This window comes from Microbispora sp. CL1-1 (genome assembly GCF_012034195.1).
GTDB lineage: Bacteria > Actinomycetota > Actinomycetes > Streptosporangiales > Streptosporangiaceae > Microbispora.
On record NZ_JAATEK010000036.1, the window covers coordinates 69,938 to 84,896 of the forward strand.

Genomic DNA, 14,959 nt, shown 5'->3' on the forward strand with positions numbered 1-14,959 from the left:
AACCCTCAGCATCGGCCTAGGTTGCCCGAAGCGGGGTTTGCCATGGTTCGACGTCGTGAAGCTGTCGACGAAGCGCAGGACATTGATTGTCAACGGTGTCCTGGTGGTACTGCTGCTCGGCGGGATCGCGGCGGCCTGGGCGTCCGTGGGAGGCGACTCCTCCGGAGACGGCCCCGCGCCGCTGACGACCCGGGTGACCCGCGGGACCGTGCTCGCCTCGGTATCGGCCTCCGGTTCCGTCGAGAGCGCCAGGACGCGCGCCCTCGATTTCGGTACGAACGGCACCGTCGAGTCCGTCCTGGTCCAGAGCGGCGACAAGGTCAAGAAGGGTCAGGTGCTCGCGCGCATCGACGACACGGCCGCCCAGGAGAGCCTGGAGGCGGCCAAGGCGAGCTTGGACGCCGCCGAGGAGGCCGACACCTCGACCGCCTCGGGCTACTCGCAGTACATCAACGCGAGGAACGCCTACCGGTCGGCCAAGCGGGCTGTGGCGGGCACGGTGATCAAGGCGCCCTTCGCCGGGGTCGTCACGGCGGTCAACGGGGCCGTGGGCGGCTCCTCGGGCGCGTCCGGCGGCGGATCCGGTGGGTCCGGCGGGTCCTCCCAGGGCGGCCTGGGGCAGTCGCAGGGCGGCGCGTCGGCATCGGGCGGGTCCGGCGGCTTCATCGACATCGCCGACCCCGCCCGCCTGCAGATCGTCGGTGACTTCACCGAGGCCGACGTCAGCAGGATCAAGGTCGGCCAGGCGGCGACCGTGTCCTTCGACGCGCTCCCCGGGGTCACCGCCGCAGGCAAGGTGACGGTGGTCGACCCGCAGCCACAGACGAACAACAACGTCGTCCAGTACGCCGTGACGATCTCGCTGACCGACGTGCCGTCCACCGTACGGCTCGGTCAGACGGCCACGGTGCAGGTGACCGTGGGCAAGGCCGACGACGTGCTCACGGTGGCCTCCTCGGCGGTCACGACGGCGGGCGGCCAGACCACGGTGACCGTCCTGGAGAACGGCAGGCAGGTCGTGAAGCGGGTGGAGGTCGGCCTGAAGGGCGACACGACCACCGAGATCAAGTCGGGACTCCAGGAGGGCGACCAGGTGGTGCGGCCACAGGCGTCGACGACCGGCGGAGGCGGCGGCATCCAGCTTCCCGGCGGCGGGGGGTTCGGCCGCGGCTTCGGCGGCGGTGGTGGCGGTGGCTTCGGCGGCGGCCGCGGCGGAGGCAACCGATGAGGGCCGGCCCTCCGCGGGTGCCCGGCCCTCCGGCGCTCGATCCTCCCGTGCTCGACCTGCGCCACGTCACCAAGGTGTACGGCGAGGGCGAGACCGCGGTGCACGCGCTGCGCGGCGTGTCGCTCAGGGTGGAGCGCGGCGACTACGTCGCGATCATGGGCGCCTCCGGCTCCGGCAAGTCCACGCTGATGAACATCATCGGCTGCCTCGACATCCCGTCCGGCGGGACCTACCGCCTCGACGGCACCGACGTCGGCGGGCTCGACGAACGGCGGCTCGCGATCGTCCGCAACCGCAAGCTCGGCTTCGTCTTCCAGTCGTTCAACCTCATCCCCCGGATGAGCGCGCTCGCCAACGTCGAGCTTCCCCTGGCGTACGGCGGGGTCAAGGCCGCAGAGCGGCGCCGCAGGGCGCTGGCCGCGCTGGACCGGGTCGGGCTCGCCGAGCGCGTCCACCACCAGCCCAACGAGCTGTCCGGAGGCCAGCAGCAGCGGGTGGCGGTGGCCCGCGCGCTCGTCACCGCGCCGACCCTGCTGCTGGCCGACGAGCCCACGGGCGCTCTCGACAGCAAGTCCAGCGAGGACGTCATGAACATCTTCGACCGCCTCAGCGCGAACGGCCGGACCCTGGTCGTCATCACGCACGAGGAGGAGGTCGCCGCCCACGCCAAACGGGTCGTCCGCCTCATGGACGGCCAGATCGTGGAGGACGCGCGCACCACGCCGGTCGGCGGGCTGCCCCCGCGGCTCGCGGAGGTGGCCTCGTGAACGGCGCGGAGGTCCTGCGGTTCGCCCTGCGCGGCCTGGCCGCCAACAAGATGCGCAGCGCGCTCACCATGCTCGGCATCCTGATCGGCGTCGCCGCGGTGATTCTGCTGGTCGCGATCGGCGAGGGGTCCTCGCGGCAGATCCAGGCGAACATCCAGCAGCTCGGGGCCAACTCGCTGACCATCACGCCCTCCACCTCGGGAGGCGGGGGCGGTGGAGGCGGGTTCGCCCGGGCCTTCGGCGGCGGAGACGGCGGCGGGGCCGGGCGGCAGAACAACGGCCCCCGCACCCAGGCCAAGAACCTGACCGTCGAGGACGCGCGGGCGCTGGCCGACCCGGCGAACGCCCCCTCGGTCAAGAGCGTCTCGCCCGTCGTGACGGCCCAGTCCCAGACCGCGACGTACGAGGGGGCGAGCCACGCGATCGGCCAGCTCGTGGGCACCTACCCGAGCTATTTCGAGGCGTCCAACAAGCCGGTGGCCAAGGGGACGTACTTCTTCAACGACGACGTGCTCGCCGCGCGCAAGGTCGTGGTGATCGGGCAGACGGTGGCCGACGACCTGTTCGGCACGGTCGATCCCCTCGGCAAGCAGATCACCGTGTCGGGCGTGCCGTTCACCGTCGTGGGAGTGCTCAAGGAGGCCGGCTCGTCCGGCTTCCAGGACGCCGACGACGTGGCCATCGCCCCGCTGCCCGCCGTACAGCAGAGCCTGACCGGCTTCGGGCCGCTGGGACAGATCCTCGTCCAGGCCAAGAGCGCCGAGACGGTGGACGCCGCGCAGGCCGAGGTCACCGAGGTGCTCAACCAGCGGCACGGCATCACCGGCACGGCGAGCGCCGACTATCGCATCCTCAACCAGGAGACCCTGCAGGAAACGGTCGGCGCGGCGATCGGGACGTTCACGGTCCTGCTCGGCGCGGTGGCCGCCATCAGCCTGCTCGTCGGCGGCATCGGCATCACCAACATCATGCTCGTCACGGTCACCGAGCGGACCAGGGAGATCGGCATCCGCAAGGCGATCGGCGCGCCCAAGGGCGCGATCCTCGGCCAGTTCCTCGCCGAGGCGACGATGCTCAGCCTCGTCGGCGGCCTGCTGGGCGTGCTGATCGCCGTGGTCGGCGCCCAGTTCACCATCGCGGGCGTGCAACCGGTGATCGTCCCCACGTCGATCGCGCTGGCGCTCGGCGTCTCGGTCGCGATCGGCCTGTTCTTCGGCAGTTATCCCGCCAACCGTGCCGCCGGGCTGCGGCCGATCGAAGCCCTCCGCTTCGAGTGATGGCCGGACCCATGGAAGGGAGATGGATGTGAGCAGGCACGACACCGAGGAGCTTCTGGAGGCCTCGCCGTACGACGACGACCTCCAGGAGGTCCTGGCCGCGCGTCCCGCTCGGGCGGGCGGGTCGAAGCTGACGCTCGCCCTGGCCGGAGGCGTCCTGCTCGTGGCCGGGCTGCTCCTCGGCATCCAGGTGCAGAAGCTCATGGGCGGCTCCACGTCGGGCCGGTTCCCGTCCCGCGAGGCCGGCGCCGGCGCGTTCGCGGACGCTCAGGCCCCCGGAGGCGGCGGAGCGAACGGCGGGTTCGCCCGGGGCGCGGGCGGAGGCGGTGGCTTCGCGGGCGGTGGCGCCGGGCGTGCGGGCGGCGGCGCAGGGGCCGGAGGCGCCGGGGCGGGAGCGGGGCCGGGCGGCGCGACCTTCGGCACCGTCAAGCTGGTCGACGGCGACAAGATCTACGTCCAGACCGTGAACGGCGGCGTGGTCACGGTGACGACCTCGCGCGACACCAAGGTGCGGGTCACCCGGTCGGGGAAGGTCTCCGACCTCAAGCCCGGCAGCTTCGTCACCGTCGCGGGGACCCCCGACGCGCAGGGCCAGGTGGCGGCGACGTCCGTCACCGAGGGCGCGGCCCTGGGCCGGAGGGCGGGATCGTGATCGCGGCCCTGGACCGGAGGGCGGGATCGTGATCAGGGAAGGCCGCCTGCTGGTCGTCGACGACGAGCCCGACATCAGGGAGCTGCTGTCGGCGAGCCTGCGGTACGCCGGATTCGAGGTGATCACCGCGTCGTCCGGCCGCGACGCGGTGCAGATCGCCGGCAAGATGCGCCCCGACCTGATCGTGCTCGACGTCATGCTGCCCGATCTGGACGGCTTCGCCGTCACCGACCGGCTCCACGCCTCCGGGCGGCGGATCCCCGTGCTGTTCCTCACCGCCAGGGACGCGAACGAGGACAAGATCATCGGGCTCGGCTCGGGCGACGACTACGTCACCAAGCCGTTCAGCCTGGAGGAGCTGCTCGCGCGCATCCGGGCCGTGCTGCGGCGCACCCGCGGCGACACGACTCCCGCCCGGCTGCGCGTCGGCGATCTGGAGCTCGACGAGGAGTCCCGCGAGGTCTGGCGGGACGGCGCCCCCGTACGGCTGTCGCCCACCGAGTTCAAGCTCCTGCACTACTTCATGGTCAACCAGGGCCGGGTGGTGTCGAAGGCGCAGATCCTCGACCACGTCTGGCACTACGACTTCGGCGGCGACCGCAACGTGGTCGAGTCGTACGTCTCCTATCTCCGCCGCAAGATCGACACGGTCGAGCCCAAACTGATCCACACGCTCCGCGGCGTGGGCTATGTCCTCCGTGCGCCGCGTCAGTGACCTGATCCACGCCCGCGGCGCCGGTAAAAGGGCCGCCGCGAAGGCCGATGTGGAGGGCGATGCGGAGGCGGACGAGTCCGGCCGCACCCGCCGGTGGCCCCGGCCGCCGCGCCCGCTCGGCGCGCTGCGCCTGCTGAGCATCCGCGAGCTGCGGCGGCGGGTCGCGAGGACCCCGCTGTGGCTGCGGCTCGTGGCGGGGACGCTGCTGCTCGTGGCGCTCGCGATCGCGCTCACCGGCGGCTTCGCCGTACAGCTCCTGCGGGGCTACCTGGTGGACCGGGTCGACGTGCAGCTCACGGCCTTCGGGCGGCGGCCGGCGGAACCACCGGTTCCGCCGCAGGTCATGGGCAACGCGTTCCGGCCACCGCGGCAGTTCGGCTCGTTCTACGTAGTCCTGCTCGACCGGAACGGCACCGTCATCCGCACCGTTCAGGAGCCGCCGAACGCCGATTCGCTGCCCGCGCTGCCCACCCCCCGGCAGGACCGCAGGCAGTGGCTCTTCACGGTCGAGGGCTCCTCGGGAGGGTTGTGGCGGGCGATCGCCGTACGCGAGGACGACGGCGCCCGCTTCCGCGTCGCGGCCATCAGCCTGGACGATATCGACGGCACGGTCTCCCGGCTCGCGGTGATCGTCCTGGGGGTCGGTCTCGCCGTGCTCGTCGCGCTCGGGGTCGCCTGCTACTGGCTCGTACGGCGCAGCCTGCGCCCGCTGGGGGAGATCGAACGGACGGCGGAGGCCATCGCGGCGGGCGATCTGTCGCGGCGTGTCCCGCTCCGGCACCGGCGCACCGAGATGGGCCGTCTCGGCCGGTCGATCAACGGCATGCTCACCCAGATCGAGACGGCCTTCCGGGAGCGGGAGGCGTCGCAGGAGCGCATGCGCCGGTTCATGGCCGACGCCTCCCACGAGCTGCGCACCCCGCTCACCTCGATCCGCGGCTTCGCCGAGCTCTATCGGCAGCAGAACTCGCAGGACCCCGTCGTGCTGCTGCGCCGCATCGAGGACCAGGCCGTACGGATGGGCCTGCTGGTGGACGACCTGCTGCTGCTCGCCCGCCTCGACCAGCAGCGTCCCCTCGAACGCCGCCCGGTCGACGTGCTCAGCCTCGCGGCTGGGGCGGTGCTCGACGCGCAGACGCTCGCGCCGGACCGGGAGATCGACCTGCTGCGGCTGGACGACTCGGACGAACCGGTGCGGGTGCTCGGCGACGAGGCGCGGCTGCGCCAGGTCGTCGGCAACCTCGTCAGCAACGCGCTGCGGCACACCCCCAAGGGCACCGCGTTCCGCGTCGGCGTGGGGATCGTGTCCGGGTCGCAGGCCCTGATCGAGGTGGCCGACGACGGGCCCGGCCTGGCCCCCGGCGACGCCGAGCGGGTCTTCGAGAGGTTCTACCGCGCCGATCCCTCGCGCAGCCGGTCGGACGCCGGCGGCACGGGGCTCGGGCTGTCCATCGCCGCCGCACTCGTCCAGGCCCACGGCGGCACCATCACGGCCGACAGCAAGCCCGGCCGCGGCGCGGTGTTCCGCGTCCGCCTCTCCGCGTGCCCTCCTCACGGAGAGGCTCCCGACGAAAGGCTAGGGTGATCTCCCTTGCGCTACCTGTCCATCGCCGTCGCCGCGGCGGCCCTGGCCGTCACGGTGACCGGCTGCGGCGGCGGTGACGACACCGCAGCCACCACGCCCACCACGCCCACCACGGCCACCACGCAGGCCGCCGCCGGTGGTTCGGGCGCCGACTCCCGGACCGCGTTCACCGACTGCCTGCGCGAGAACGGCGTCACGCTGCCCACCGGACGGCCGAGCGACAGACCCGGCGCCTGGCCCAGTGACAGGCCCAGCGGCAGGCCCACCGCCTGGCCGAGCGGACGACCGAGCGGGCGGCCCGGCGGCGGCTTCGGCGGCTTCCGGTCGATGGACCCCGCCATGAGCAAGGCGTTCGAGGCGTGCCGTTCGCTCATGCCCGCCGGCGGTGGCGGGTTCGGCGGCCGGCGCGGCGCCGATCCGCAGGCCCTCCAGGCGTTCCGCACCTGCATGAAGGACAACGGCGCCGAGCTGCCCGCCAACGGAGGTGTACGCGGCCTGGCCACGGCCGACCCCAAGGTGGCCAAGGCGTACGACAAGTGCAAGGTGCTGCTCCCCACTCCGGCGGCCACGCCCGCTTCCTGACGACCGGAGCGGTTGATTCGGCGGCCTTCCACAGGGAAGGTCGGGGGTATGGCGGGGAACGACAGGCTGCGCGCCGCCCTGGAGAGCCTGCGGCGTCACCTCGATCAGGACCTGTTTCCCCTGGAAATCGGGGACGCCGCGGCCGACAGGCGCGTCCTGGCGGAGTTGCGCGGGCAGCTCGACGACTACCTGCTGCCCCGCCTGTCGGCCATCGACGCGCCGCTGCTCGCCGTGGTCGGAGGCTCCACGGGGGCGGGCAAGTCCACCCTGGTCAACTCGCTGGCCGGGGCGCTCGTGACCGAGCCCGGGGTGCTGCGGCCCACCACGCTCGCGCCGACCCTGGTGTGCAACCCCGCCGACGTCGCCTGGTTCACCGCCGCCACCGTCCTGCCCGGGCTGGCCCGGGTGACGGGCGGGGTGGCCGACGGCGGACGCGGCGAGCCGGGCACCCTGCGGATCGCCCCCGTCGACGCCCTGCCTCCCGGGCTGGCGCTGCTCGACGCCCCCGACATCGACTCGGTCGTGACGGCCAACCGCGAGCTGGCCGCGCAACTGCTCGCCGCGGCCGATTTGTGGCTGTTCGTCACGACCGCCGCGCGGTACGCCGACGAGGTGCCGTGGAGCTTCCTGCGCGTGGCCCGGGAGCGGAGCACGGCGCTCGCGGTGATCCTCCAGCGGGTCCCGGCCGAGGCCCGCGAGCCCGTCGTCGCCGACCTGACCCGGCTCCTGAACGAGAACGGCCTGGGCGGCACACCACTGTTCGCCGTGCCCGAGCTTGAGCTGCCGTCGGAGCGCGCCCGGCTGCCCGCCGACGTCGTGCAGCCGATCGCGACCTGGCTCGCCGGCCTGACCGTGGACGCCAAGGCACGGGCCGAGGTCGTACGGCGGACCCTGACCGGCGCCCTGGACAGCCTCGGCACCCGGGTGCCCGACCTGGCCGACCGGGTGGAGCGCCAGCGGGCGGGGATCGCCGAGCTGCGCGACATCGCCGTCAAGGCGTACGACGTGGCGATGTCGGCGTTCGACGAGGGGATGCGCGACGGCAGGCTGCTGCGCGGCGAGGTGCTGGCCCGCTGGCAGGACTTCGTCGGCACCGGCGACCTCATGCGGGCCCTGGAGTCCCGCGTCGGCTGGCTGCGCGACCGCCTCGTCGCCGTCTTCCGTGGCCGCCCGGCGCCCGACAAGGAGCTGCGGATCGCGCTGGAGAGCGGGGTGGAGTCGCTGATCCGCGCCACCGCCGATGCTGCCGCCGAACGGGCCGTGGAGGCGTGGCTGGCCCTTCCCGCCGGGCGCGACCTGCTGGAGAAGTCGGGAGTCGCCGTCTCGGGGCGGCTCGGCCGCGCGTCCCCCGACCTGCCCGCCCGGGCCGGCGCGGCCGTACGCGCCTGGCAGGGGCACGTGCTCGACCTCGTCCGCTCCGAAGGCGCCGACCGGCGCACGCTCGCCCGGGCGGCGTCGTTCGGCGTGAACAGCCTCGGCGTGCTGATCATGCTTGCGGTGTTCTCCACGACCGGGGGGATCACCGGCATCGAGCTGGGCATCGCCGGTGGCACCGGCGTGCTCAGCCAGAAGCTGCTCGAAGCCGTCTTCGGCGACCAGGCCGTACGCACCCTGACCCAGCGGGCCCGCGAGGACCTGCGGCAGCGTGTGCGCGCCCTGCTCGACGAGGACCGCGCCCGCTTCGTTTCCCTGGTGGAGGGGCTTGGCCCGGCTCCGGAGACGGCCGCCCGGCTGCGTGAGGCCGCCAAGGCCGTACAGGAGAGGGGCCTCCTGTGAAGCTCCCGCTGCGGAAGGCGGAGGTGTCGCTGGACGACCGGCTGGAGGCGCTCGCGGAGGCCGCCGACCTGGCCGAGGGCCGGCTCGGCCAGGAGGCCGTGGACCACGCGCGCGCCGTGGTCGCCCGGGCCGGCGTACGGCGCGGCCTGTCGGTCGAGCACACCGCTGTCGCCCTCGCCGGGGCGACGGGCAGCGGCAAATCGTCGCTCTTCAACGCCCTGTCGGGGACCGAGCTCGCCGCGGTGGGGGTGACCCGGCCGACGACCGCCAAGGCGCAGGCGGCCCTGTGGGGCGCCGCCGGCTCGGGACCGCTGCTCGACTGGCTCGACGTCCCGCTGCGTCACACGGTCGACGGCGACGCGTCGGGGCTGATCCTGCTCGACCTGCCCGACCACGACTCCATCGAGCTGTCCCACCGCAGGGAGGTCGACCGCCTGGTCGCCGCGGTCGACCTGCTGGTCTGGGTCCTCGACCCGCAGAAGTACGCCGACGCGGCCGTGCACGAGCGCTACCTGCGCCCGCTCGCCCGGCACCGGGACGTCATGGTCGTCGTGCTCAACCAGGTCGACCGGCTGCCGGAGCGGTCGGTCAAGCGCTGTCTCGACGACCTGCGCGGCCTGCTCGCGGCCGACGGGCTCGAAGGGGTGCCGGTGCTCGGCGTCTCCGCCCGCACCGGCGAGGGCGTCCCCGAGCTGCGGGCGCTGCTCGACCGGCAGGTCTCCCGCCGCCGCGCCTGGTCGTCCCGGCTCGCCGCCGACGTGGCCTCGGCCGCCGCCGCCCTCTGGGCCGAAACCCGGCCCCCGGACGCCGCGCCTCCGGCCGTCCTGCCCTCGGAAGCCCCGCTGGCCGCGCGGGAGGCGGCATCGGGGGTGGTCACCGGGCCGCCGTCTCCGGCCATGTCGCCGTCTCCCGCCGCGTCGCCGTCTCCCGCCGCGTCGCATGCGGCGGCCGGGGCGGCGCCCGCGCCGGGACGGGTCGCGGTGCCCGACGTCGCCCTGAGCAGGGCTCTCACGCGGGCGCTGGCACAGGCGGCGGGGGTGCCCGCCGTGGTCGAGGCGGTCGCGAAGTCGCATCGGCACCGCTCGATCGCCGCGACGGGCTGGCCGGTGACGCGCTGGCTGCGAAAGCTGCGGCCCGACCCGCTGCGCCGTCTCCACCTGGCCAAGGGCGCCCGTTCCTCGCTGCCCGCGGCCACCGCCGTCGAGGTCTCCGCCGTGGACACCGCCCTGCGCGACGTCGGGGCCGCCGCCGCGGCCACGGTGCCCGAGCCGTGGGCGACAGCCGTACGGCACGCGGCCCGGTCGCGGTCGCAGGAGCTGACGGACGCCCTGGACCGCACGGTCGCGGCGGCGACCTCGGGCCGTGTCTCCAGAGCCCCTCGGTGGTGGCGCGTGGCGGGGACGGCGCAGTGGCTGACCGTCGCCGCGATGGCCGTGGGCGCGATCTGGCTGCTCGTGCGCTTCGCGCTGGACTATCTCATGCTGCCCGGGCTGCCCACCCCCACGCTCGGCCGCGCGCCGTGGCCGACCGTGCTCCTGCTGGGCGGCGCGCTGGCGGGCCTGCTGATCGCGGGGCTGTGCCGGGTGTTCGCCTGGGCCGGAGGGCGGCGCAGGGCCCGCAGAGCCGCCAAGGTGTTGCGCGCCGGCATCGAACAGGTCGCCGGGGAGCTGATCGTCGCCCCGACGCGCGACGAACTGTCGCGTTACGCCCGTTTCGCCGACCGCATCACCCTCGCCGCTTCCTGACGCGTCTGAACGCGCGCGCCGCCGCGGAAGCGGCCCGGCGCCTGTCCGCCGACGTCCACGACAGAGGTCGTGCCGTCGCACCAGCGAGAGGTCGCCCCCTTCAGCGAGCGGGGGAGTCACCCTTGTCCGGCGTGGCTTCGCTCATCGCGTGCAGGGCAAGGGTGGAGTGCGCGTAGGCGCCGCCGGCGCGCATCTCCGCGGCCACCCAGATCGCCTCCATGATCTCCTCAGGACTGGCCCCCTTGTGACGGGGTCAGGCACCGGTGCGCGCACCTCGTCTCGGCGAAGCGGCGGGGAACCGCTCGCCCTTCCCCGGAGATGTCCACGCACCCGGTCAAAGCCTTCCCCTCACGCGTCCGGCAGCAGTAGTCCCCCTGATCGGGTACCCGTCGACTCACTCCTCACGTACGGCGACGACAGTCGTCACGGGAATTTGGAGCGCTCGCCGCCGTGTGCCGCGGGACGACGCGCTTGACAGCGGAAAGGCAGTATCCGGATACTGTGTGTGTCGCATCCCCTGGGATGCGGAAGTGACGCCGGGAACCCCCCGATGGAATCGGGAGCCCGGCGTTCGCGTTTTCAACGGTGGTTTTCTCCTGCTTCCAGGAAAGTGACCCGCTTCTCGAACAGGGGCCACCACAGGTTCTCCCCGCCCAGCCACCCTGTCACGATGCCGGCGAGGACATCGGCGGCCCACAACGCGGCATCCGAGCTGGCTCGCTCCCACCTGACCGTCATCCCCGCCGCGACCTGGCCGTGTCTGCGTAGCACGGTCAAGATCGCGCGGTCATGCGCGTCTTGCGTCCTGCGCGACTCGAAGACCACCGTACCGACATTGTGTGCCGACAGTTCGGGCAGCAATCGAAGCAGGCAGTGCCGCCGGGCGCGTTCCGGACGGCTGCCCATGTCGTGCAGGCTGACCGCCACCACCGAGGCGAAATCAATGGACGCCACTGCCTGCGCGATCACTGACTTGCGAGGCGTCCGCTCCGTCCTCCAATGCACCGTCGGGGCTTTCCCGTACCGCAGAGCGTCCATCGACGATCTGACGTGCTCAAGCCCGCTGGAGGGAATGACAACCGCAGCCAAGGCATAGACGCAGTCGTCGTCCGCGCGCACCCGGCAGCTCTCATCAACGAAGGCCCACAACACGAGCCGACCTTACGCCACAATGGGTATTCACATCACTACTCTTTGCTGCCGTCGGAGTCCGAGAAGTCGTCCAGGCAGATCAAGATCGGACCGGGATAGCGGGGCGCGGCAGGCGCGTGACAGGGATTTGGCAGAGCGGCCTGTCACGGTCGGGGCATGCATGAGAACACGGACGTACTGATCGTCGGGGCCGGGCCCACCGGGCTCACCCTCGCCGTGGACCTGGCCCGCCGTGGTGTCGCCTTCCGCATCGTGGACGAGTCGCCCGAGCCCGCCACCGGCTCCAAGGGGAAGGGCCTGCAACCGCGTACGCAGGAGGTCTTCGACGACCTCGGGGTGATCGGCCCGATCCTCGCCGCGGCGACGCCTTACCCGCCGTTGGCGGTCAGGGTGGGCGCCGTGCCGATCTGGCGGGCCCGCATGCACAAGTCCGCCGCGGCCACGGACGCCGTGCCGTACCCGACGGTGCTGATGCACCCGCAGTGGCGCACCGAGGCGGTGCTGCGCGAGCGCCTGGCCGAGCTGGGCGGGCAGGTGGAGCAGGGCAGCGCGATGACCGGATTCGAGCAGGACGCGGACGGCGTGACCGCCAGGCTCGCCACGGGAGAGTGCGTGCGGGCGCGTTACCTGGTCGCGGCGGACGGCGGCAGGAGCCCGGTGCGCAAGGCCCTCGGCATCGGCTTCGCCGGCGAGACCCGCGAGGAGCAGCGGATGGCCCTCGGCGACGTACGGGTCGAGGGGCTCGACCGGGACCACATCCACGTCTGGGTGCGGCCGGGCCGGGGGATGGTGGCGCTCTATCCGATGGCCGGCACCGACACCTTCCAGATGATCGCCTCACTGAAGCCGGGGAGCACGCCGGAGGAGTCGCTGTCCGCGTATCAGCGGATCCTCGCCGAGAGGTCGATGCTGCGCAGGGTGCGCCTGACCGAGCTGCTGTGGTCCTCCCTCTATCGGGTGAACATCCGCCTCGCCGACCGGTATCGGTCCGGCCGGGTCTTCCTCGCAGGGGACGCCGTCCACGTGCACCCGCCGGCGGGCGGGCAGGGGCTCAACACCGGTGTCCAGGACGCCTACAACCTGGGCTGGAAGCTCGCCAGGGTGCTCGCGGGAGCCCCGGAGGCGCTGCTGGACACCTACGAGGAGGAGCGCAGGCCCGTCGCCGCCCGGGTGCTCGGCCTCAGCGTGGATCTCGCCGACAAGAAGTCCTACAAACGCGGAGAGGACACCTACCAGCTCTCGCTGAGCTACCGGGGCGGCTCGCTCGCCCTGCGCGGCGGCGACCGGGTGCCGGACGGCCCGCTGACGCTGGCGGACGGCACGCGGGCCCGCATGTTCGACCTGCTGCGGGGCCCGCATTTCACCCTGCTGTCCCCCGACCCCGCTCCGCACGTCCCCGGCGGCCCCGAGGTGCGCGCGTACGCGCCGGCCGAGCCGTACGGCGGCGAGCGGCACACCCTCGTACGGCCGGACGGATACGTGGGAATCTCCACGTCCTCGGCCGAGGAGCTCGCCGCCTACCTGGCCATGGTGTGACCCCGCCGGACCGATCCCGGTCGGTGCCCGACGTTGACCGGGGTGGAGGGAGCGGAGCGGAAGGGAGCGAGGACCGCAGCGAAGACCCGGCGAAGCGGGTTTCGCGAGGACCGGAGCTTCCTTGCGGCGCAGTGACCGACTTGCCCGAGACCCGTGGGCAGTCCGCCAGGCATCACCGCGGACCGAAGTCTCCGCCGGCACAGCGACCGACTTGCGCAAGATCCGGCGACACGTCCGCCGGGCATCACCGCGAGGTCTCCTTCGGTGCAGTGACCGACGTGCCCAGCGGACACCCCACGAGCCGGGGCGGCCCCCCGCCCGAGGGCTGGAGAGCCGCGTGGCCGACCGGGCGTTATGCCTGCTCGTCCGGGCGTACGGCGTGGGCCGGGTCGGGGGAGGGGATGCCGTTCGTGCCGAGGGCGGGGCGGCCGGCCTCGATCTGGCGCGGCCCCAGCTCGCTGTCCTCGGCCGCGGCCTTGGCCTCGGCGGCGGCGCGTTCGGCCTCGGCGACCGCCTCGCTGCCCGCCGTCCTCCGCTCGTGCTCCCGGCCGTCGGTCACGGTGGCCCGGCTCGCGGGCAGCGACTCGGTGAACGCCTTCGACAACGTGTTGAGCGCCGAGGTGACCTCGCTCGGGATCACCCACATCGTGTTGCCCTGGCCCTGGGCGAGCTGGGGCAGCACCTGGAGGTACTGGTAGGCGAGCAGCTTGGGGTCGGGGTCGTTGCGGTGGACGGCCTGGAACACCTCGTCGATCGCCTGCGACTGGCCCTGGGCCTTGAGGATCTGGGAGGTGCGCTCACCCTCGGCACGCAGGATCGCGCTCTGCTTCTCACCTTCGGCGGTGAGGATCTGCGACTGCCGCTGGCCTTCGGCGGTGAGGATCGCCGCGCGCTTGTCCCGCTCGGCCCGCATCTGCTTCTCCATGGCGTCCTTGATGGTCTTCGGCGGGTCGATCGCCTTGATCTCGACCCGGTTGACCCGGATGCCCCACTTGCCGGTGGCCTCGTCCAGCACGCCGCGGAGCTGGCTGTTGATCATGTCGCGGGAGGTGAGCGTCTTCTCCAGGTCCATGCCGCCGACCACGTTGCGCAGCGTCGTCACGGTGAGCTGCTCGACGCCCTGGATGAAGTTGGCGATCTCGTACTCCGCCGCCCGGGGGTCGGTGACCTGGAAATACAGCACCGTGTCGATGTCCACGACGAGGTTGTCCTCGGTGATCACCGGCTGCGGCTTGAACGACACCACCTGCTCGCGCAGGTCCAGCAGCGGGCGGACCCGGTCGATGTAGGGGATGACGAAGTTCAGGCCGGGGCCCAGCGTGCGGTAGTACCTGCCCAGGCGCTCGACGTTGCCGGCTCTGGCCTGGGGCACGATCCGGACCGCTCGCAGCACCGTCAGGATCGCGACGAACGCGATGACGATTCCGGCGATCAGTGCAGCGTCCATGCTCACTCCCGGGGATATACGAGGGCCGTGGCGCCCTCGATTTCTATGACGTCGACCGTGGCCCCCGGCGGGATCACGAGCGTCTCGTCGTAGGCACGGGCCGACCACTCCTCGCTGCCGATCTGTACCCGGCCGTCCCTGCCGGTGACCTCCCTGGTCACGTACGCGGACTTGCCGACGAGCGCGGACACGCCGAAGCGTTTCGGTGGCGGCTGCTTGATGTGCCGGAGCGCGATCGGGCGCACTCCGGCGAGGCCGGCGGCGGAGGCGATGACGAACACGACGAGTTGGAGCGCGGGCGGCAGCCCGACGGCCGCGACGGCGGTCGTGAGCAGCGCCGCGACGGACAGCAGCCCCAATGACGCGGTCAGCGTGAAGATCTCCGCCACGCCCAGCGCCGCCGCCAGGATGAGCCAAATGATCCAGGGGTCCATTGCCGCCTCCATAGCGATGAACGAACACCGCTCGGGTGGGGTTCCTCCTCAAACCTAACGCGT

At 72.8% G+C, this 14,959-nt stretch carries 13 protein-coding genes; 10 read left to right on the forward strand and 3 right to left on the reverse strand.

Annotated features, from left to right (window positions below):
• The first annotated feature begins 55 nt into the window (after positions 1–55).
• Genes HCK04_RS31205 through HCK04_RS31245 form a run of 9 tightly spaced genes read left to right on the forward strand, consistent with a single transcriptional unit; the run spans position 56 to position 10,327 of the window.
• Positions 56–1,228 (forward strand): efflux RND transporter periplasmic adaptor subunit, encoded by a 1,173-nt coding sequence (locus HCK04_RS31205; RefSeq protein WP_142650955.1) that lies wholly within the window; start codon positions 56–58, stop codon positions 1,226–1,228.
• Positions 1,225–1,995, forward strand: a complete 771-nt coding sequence (locus HCK04_RS31210; RefSeq protein ID WP_142650956.1) for an ABC transporter ATP-binding protein — start codon at positions 1,225–1,227, stop codon at positions 1,993–1,995. The genes HCK04_RS31205 and HCK04_RS31210 overlap by 4 nt, the downstream gene beginning before the upstream one ends.
• Positions 1,992–3,272 (forward strand): ABC transporter permease, encoded by a 1,281-nt coding sequence (locus HCK04_RS31215; protein WP_142650957.1) that lies wholly within the window; start codon positions 1,992–1,994, stop codon positions 3,270–3,272. The genes HCK04_RS31210 and HCK04_RS31215 overlap by 4 nt, the downstream gene beginning before the upstream one ends.
• Before the next feature lie 28 nt (positions 3,273–3,300).
• Complete coding sequence (locus HCK04_RS31220) at positions 3,301–3,924, forward strand: DUF5666 domain-containing protein (RefSeq protein WP_142650958.1); 624 nt, start codon at positions 3,301–3,303, stop codon at positions 3,922–3,924.
• A 25-nt stretch (positions 3,925–3,949) separates the two neighbouring features.
• Positions 3,950–4,639 carry a response regulator transcription factor gene (locus HCK04_RS31225; protein WP_142650959.1) on the forward strand — a complete coding sequence of 230 codons (690 nt, stop codon included), beginning with the start codon at positions 3,950–3,952 and terminating at the stop codon, positions 4,637–4,639.
• A complete protein-coding gene (locus tag HCK04_RS31230; protein ID WP_260617478.1) occupies positions 4,623–6,224 on the forward strand; it encodes a HAMP domain-containing sensor histidine kinase in 1,602 nt (533 codons plus the stop codon). The genes HCK04_RS31225 and HCK04_RS31230 overlap by 17 nt, the downstream gene beginning before the upstream one ends.
• A gap of 6 nt (positions 6,225–6,230) precedes the next feature.
• On the forward strand, positions 6,231–6,806 hold the full coding sequence (locus HCK04_RS31235) for a hypothetical protein (protein ID WP_142650961.1): 576 nt from the start codon (positions 6,231–6,233) through the stop codon (positions 6,804–6,806).
• 48 nt (positions 6,807–6,854) lie between these two features.
• Positions 6,855–8,582 (forward strand): ABC transporter, encoded by a 1,728-nt coding sequence (locus tag HCK04_RS31240; RefSeq protein WP_142650962.1) that lies wholly within the window; start codon positions 6,855–6,857, stop codon positions 8,580–8,582.
• Positions 8,579–10,327, forward strand: a complete 1,749-nt coding sequence (locus tag HCK04_RS31245; protein WP_142650963.1) for a YfjP family GTPase — start codon at positions 8,579–8,581, stop codon at positions 10,325–10,327. The genes HCK04_RS31240 and HCK04_RS31245 overlap by 4 nt, the downstream gene beginning before the upstream one ends.
• Positions 10,328–10,906: 579 nt before the next feature.
• Here HCK04_RS31245 and HCK04_RS31250 read toward each other — a convergent pair.
• On the reverse strand, positions 10,907–11,479 hold the full coding sequence (locus tag HCK04_RS31250) for a DUF3800 domain-containing protein (protein WP_142650964.1): 573 nt from the start codon (positions 11,477–11,479) through the stop codon (positions 10,907–10,909).
• Positions 11,480–11,635: 156 nt separating this feature from the next.
• Between HCK04_RS31250 and HCK04_RS31255 the strand changes: the two genes are divergently transcribed.
• Positions 11,636–13,015, forward strand: coding sequence for an FAD-dependent monooxygenase (locus HCK04_RS31255; RefSeq protein WP_142650965.1), 1,380 nt, complete (start codon positions 11,636–11,638; stop codon positions 13,013–13,015).
• Between the two features lie 352 nt (positions 13,016–13,367).
• Here the strand turns inward: HCK04_RS31255 and HCK04_RS31260 are convergent, their stop codons facing one another.
• Together HCK04_RS31260 and HCK04_RS31265 are read right to left on the reverse strand one after the other, a co-directional pair.
• Entirely contained in the window at positions 13,368–14,462 is a 1,095-nt protein-coding gene (locus tag HCK04_RS31260) for an SPFH domain-containing protein (RefSeq protein WP_205830933.1), read from the reverse strand.
• Positions 14,463–14,464: 2 nt separating this feature from the next.
• Positions 14,465–14,896, reverse strand: coding sequence for an NfeD family protein (locus HCK04_RS31265; protein WP_142650967.1), 432 nt, complete (start codon positions 14,894–14,896; stop codon positions 14,465–14,467).
• Between the last annotated feature and the right edge of the window lie 63 nt (positions 14,897–14,959).

Coding starts and splice junctions, on each gene's coding strand:
- HCK04_RS31255 (WP_142650965.1), top strand. CDS start 11,636: ATGCATGAGAACACGGACGTACTGATCGTCGGGGCCGGGCCCACCGGG.
- HCK04_RS31210 (WP_142650956.1), top strand. CDS start 1,225: ATGAGGGCCGGCCCTCCGCGGGTGCCCGGCCCTCCGGCGCTCGATCCT.
- HCK04_RS31265 (WP_142650967.1), bottom strand. CDS start 14,896: ATGGACCCCTGGATCATTTGGCTCATCCTGGCGGCGGCGCTGGGCGTG.
- HCK04_RS31260 (WP_205830933.1), bottom strand. CDS start 14,462: ATGGACGCTGCACTGATCGCCGGAATCGTCATCGCGTTCGTCGCGATC.
- HCK04_RS31240 (WP_142650962.1), top strand. CDS start 6,855: ATGGCGGGGAACGACAGGCTGCGCGCCGCCCTGGAGAGCCTGCGGCGT.